Here is a 4,239-nt window from a genome sequence, read left to right as displayed (position 1 = left end):
TGCGGCGACGGTGTTGGTCGAGGAGTTTCGACCCGATCGCCAGACGCTGGACCCGCGCGTGGGCGGCCCGAGCGGTCCGGGCGTACGCGTCGACGACGACCAACTCCGGTACCGCGGCCATCACGTACATGCGGCACCGCACGATGATCTCGTCGACCGGCTCCGGCAGCGGACCGAACTCCTGCTCTCCCACACCACCAACTTGTCCGGCGACGCGATCGCCTCCTGCGGCCAGTACCACGCGGGATCGAGGAACACACCGACGTCGGCCAGCGCCCGCGCCGGCCCGTCGAAACATACCTGGCGGCTATCGACTTCCCGGATGTTTGATCGAGTTCAAGCGTCAGGAGGGTGTCTGTTGGCAATGTGGCATGTGGTCCGTGTGCTGGATCCAGCATGGCAACAACGGAAGCGCCGGGGTGAGTCCCAGCACTGCCGATGCTTCGGAGTCTTGCCGTCGCGATGGACCTTCGGACTACACAGGCCTAGCGGGTGATGACCTCTGGGTCAGCGCGTGAGAGCATGTCACCATTCGTAACAGAATGGACTTGGGGATACTACACTCCGTGCCCTCCGAGTCGACCTGATAGACGAAATGCGAGGAAGGGGTGCATTCGGTGACTCTCGCCTCCCGGGTTAATTTCGGAGAGCACCGGTTTCGTCTGGGGAGCGACGATGCGGCTCGTGTGGACTTCCACCGGATGCTGACCGCGCTGATCCAGGTGGAGTACCCCACCGCGACTGAGGTACGACCCAACCCGGGTGACTGGGGGATCGACACGTTCGTGGGGAGTTTGGTCGACAAGGTCAACATCTGGCAGTCGAAATACTTCGCCGACGGTATCGACAAGTCTCAGAAGGACCAGGTGCGCGAGTCGCTGGTGTCGGCCATGACGAACGCTAGCGCCAACGGGTACGTAGTCGAGTCGTGGATCCTGTGCGTCCCGTGTGATCTCGACCCGCCGGAGCGGCAGTGGTGGGATAGGCGCTGTAAAGCGTGGGCGAGAGAGTTTCCTGGTGTGGTGTTCGACCTCTGGGATGCGCCCCGGTTGCGCGGAAAACTGATGTCGCCAGACGCTGCGCACGTTTGCGAGGAGTTCTATGGTCCTGCCCGGGTATGGATCGCGCAGCCACAGATCGCCGACATCGTCGCGCTACCAGCGCAAGAGAACTACGAAGGGGCGTTGTTTGTCAAGCAGCTAGCCGCAGCCGGCCTGTTGGAGGTTGATGCGCAGAAGGTGGCATTCTTCAACGCCGAGGTGCTCGCCCGCGACGTGGTTAACCGCGGAGTACCGGAGGAGCGTCAGGCGCTGCTTGAGCTGGACTACACCGTCTGGGAGCTGTGGGAGCAATACGCTGGCGTACCGTCCAACCAGGCAGGCGTCGACGCGAAGGCGGCAGCGCGAACGCTATTGGCCGCCGTAATGCAGGACGTGCGGCGCCTGCCCTCACCCGGTCCGCTGCCGACACGCGCCGTTCACCACACGGGCATGATGCACCGCGTAGTCGAGACAGGCCGAGCTGGCTGGGTGGCCAACTGGCGGCGCGTTGCGGCCGAGCACACCGAGCAGTGTCACGTTGACGACCCGTCGACCTCCACCACGTTGGCGGTTCAGTCATGACCGTCAACAGAATGCCGACGCACCTACCCGGCAGCCGGCTCCCGGTCGCACCTGAAGATCACGTGCTGTTCCGACTGACCCAGTTGCTGCTGCTGATGCGGGTCGCGGCCTCGCCGGAGGACACCGGCTTGGGCTTGGAACGCCTTGGCTACTACGAATTCTTCTCAGCTAACCCCTTCCTGGTGGTTGGTGAGGGCGAGACACAGGTGCGAGCTCAGTTGCACATGGCCGGATTCGATGAGCGGCAGCTTTCGTATACCTCAAGTGGTCAGCGCTTCGCGAACCGTCGCCGCCGCCTGCAGCACGACATGGCTCTGCTGGTTGCTTACGACCTAGCCACCTTGAAGACTGGCGGTTGGTGCCTGACGCCGCGTGGACTGTCGACGGCTGAGCAGATGACGGCTCTCTACGCAGAGCAATACATGACCGCCGCTCGGTTGGTCGTACGTCGGCTGGCGCGGTTCCGCAATGACACCGCGCTGGCCCGACAAGCCCGCCAATGGCTGCGCGAGCCGGGGCTCATCCTCGACCTTTACGGGGCCACCGTAGCCGAGGAAGCAGACGAGTCCTCCGGCATCGCCTCGAACCGTCACACTGGCACGCACGAGGAGTCCAGCGATGAATAACCCGTCAACTACAGCGCAGGAGTTGAATCGGGGCATTCGGCTGCTGCGGCTGCGTCTAGCCGGCGTCACTCGCCCATACGAGGTTGACCTGCGCACCAACAACGGCAGCTTCCGGCCGTTAAGTGTGATCGCTGGGCCAACCAACACCGGCAAGACCAGCGTGCTGCAGCTGATCGCATATGCCCTCGGCGCCTCTTCATACCCCGACCATGAGGAGATCGTGCGGCAAGTTCGCGCAGCGGTCCTGGAAGCCATCACGCCGGACGGCCCAATGACCGTCGAGCGGGGCATTGAAGCGAAGATCGCGCTGGTGTTCGACCAGCCTCTCGACCGCGCGGGCGACACCGTGCCGCAGCCGCATCCCATCGACCCTCCGTCGGATCCGGCAAGTTTGTCGCGGCTGCTGCTGTCCACGGTCGACCTGCAAGACGTCCAGTTGCGCTTGGCGCCTACCCAGCAGGAGTCGGCGACTCATGTGCTGAGCTTCCGCGACCTCATGTGGGTTTGCATGCTGCTCAACGAGCGCGTCGGAAGCGCCCAATTGCTCTTCGAAGGCAACCGCGACAAGAACCGGAAACTGCTGCAAGTCGTCGACGCGGTCTTCGGGGTGCATGCTAGCGACGGCGCGGATCTTGCAAGCCGGATCAAGAACCTCAACGATGACCTCGCCAATGCGCGCAATGAGCTGGTTTCGCTCGAACAGTTCATCCGCGAGCAAGACGCCACTCCGCGCGAACAGCTGGAAGAAGTCGTCGAAGAGGCCGAAGGGCAACTCGCCGCCATTCGCGATACGGTTCACCGCCTAGACCGACAGGAAGCGACCTCTGCTGAAGTTACGGCGGGCCTGCGTAACCGTCACCAACGCGCCGCCCGCGCCACGGTGCAGGCCCGTCAGCGGCTACGCGACCGAGAGGCGTTGGTCAGTCGCTACGCCAGCCTGCGCGCTCAATACAGCGATGACATCCGCAAGTTGACCCTACTTAAGCAGGCGGGCTCGATTTTCGATCATCTCTCCGTAATGGTGTGCCCCGCCTGCCTCAACACGCTGCCAACTCCGCCCACAGTGCGTGACTCGACCTGCAGCCTGTGCGAACAGGCCCTGCCCGTCGCCGTCACCACGACAAGCCTTGGCACATCGGCGGCGATGCGCGAAACCGCCGTGGCTGGTCTCGCTCAACGCGTCGACGAGCAGGACGGCGACGGGCGACAGTTGCACAACCACGACTCCGACGAATCGTTGCCTGGCGACGGCAGCGCCCATGAAGCGATCAGTGCCGAGCTTGCCAGTACCCGCAGCCGTTTCAGGGAACTCAACGACTACTGGCGGGAGCTGGCCGATAGCCTTCCCGCTCTCCGCCAGACTTGTAGCCAAGCAACCGCCACAGAGGCCGAACTGGCCGCACAAGTCGACCGCGCCGCGTCTGGCACTATCACCCCGTACGTCGCCGCACGCGAAGACCTGGCCACTCAGAGGCAAGCCGTGCTTGTGCGCCGCGACCGCGCCACGGCTGCGTTGAAACAGTGGCGTAGTCTGCACGTGCGTCGGCGGCGGACCGAACAGATGGCCGGCGAGCTCGCCGAACTGCGACGAGAGAGCCGAGGCCAATCTGACCGACCGGATCGAGACGCCGTAATCGCAGCATTGAGCGCTCGGTTCCGGCAGATCCTCAATGACGTCGGCTACCCCAAGCACAACAACACCGGGGCCATTGATACCAAGCTTGTGCCCTCAGCGCGGTTGCGACCCTTCACCTCCGCATCCAGCGGTGGTCAGGTACTTCAGAGCCTTGCCTGGATCTTGGCGATCTTCGAGGTCGGTTACGAGACAGGTGCCCACCACCCAGGCTTCCTGCTCATCGACACTCCGCAGAAGAACCTTGGCGGCAAGGCTGCGGCGGACGACGAGGAGTTCGCAGACGTTCATCTCGTCGAACGCTTCTATCAGCATGTGCTTTCGTGGTTGGACGGTCCGGGTCGAGGTGCTCAGATCG

Annotated in this window: 3 protein-coding genes and 1 pseudogene; 3 read left to right on the top strand and 1 reads right to left on the bottom strand. The window is 63.6% G+C overall.

Going from position 1 to position 4,239, the window contains the following annotated elements:
- Positions 1 to 324 (bottom strand): annotated as a pseudogene (locus tag DMB66_RS66450) (HAD family phosphatase); the annotation flags it as partial.
- Between the two features lie 293 nt (positions 325 to 617).
- On the opposite strand from DMB66_RS66450, the gene DMB66_RS59475 reads away from it, so the two are divergent.
- From DMB66_RS59475 to DMB66_RS59465, 3 genes are all read left to right on the top strand, one after another.
- The gene (locus DMB66_RS59475; RefSeq protein WP_125812662.1) at positions 618 to 1,622 is read left to right on the top strand and encodes a hypothetical protein; all 1,005 of its coding nucleotides are present in this window, start codon (positions 618 to 620) and stop codon (positions 1,620 to 1,622) included.
- Positions 1,619 to 2,248 (top strand): hypothetical protein, encoded by a 630-nt coding sequence (locus DMB66_RS59470; protein ID WP_125812661.1) that lies wholly within the window; start codon positions 1,619 to 1,621, stop codon positions 2,246 to 2,248. Before DMB66_RS59475 ends, DMB66_RS59470 begins: the two co-directional genes overlap by 4 nt.
- The coding region (locus tag DMB66_RS59465; protein WP_125812660.1) for a DNA recombination protein RecN at positions 2,241 to 4,239 on the top strand (1,999 nt) is incomplete at its 3' end. The genes DMB66_RS59470 and DMB66_RS59465, both read left to right, overlap by 8 nt.

Source organism: Actinoplanes sp. ATCC 53533 (genome assembly GCF_003947245.1).
This window is presented reverse-complemented; position numbering and strand designations above follow the sequence as displayed.

What these genes read in the sequence shown, in the direction of transcription:
- DMB66_RS59470 (WP_125812661.1), top strand. Translation starts at nt 1,619, where the DNA reads ATGACCGTCAACAGAATGCCGACGCACCTACCCGGCAGCCGGCTCCCG.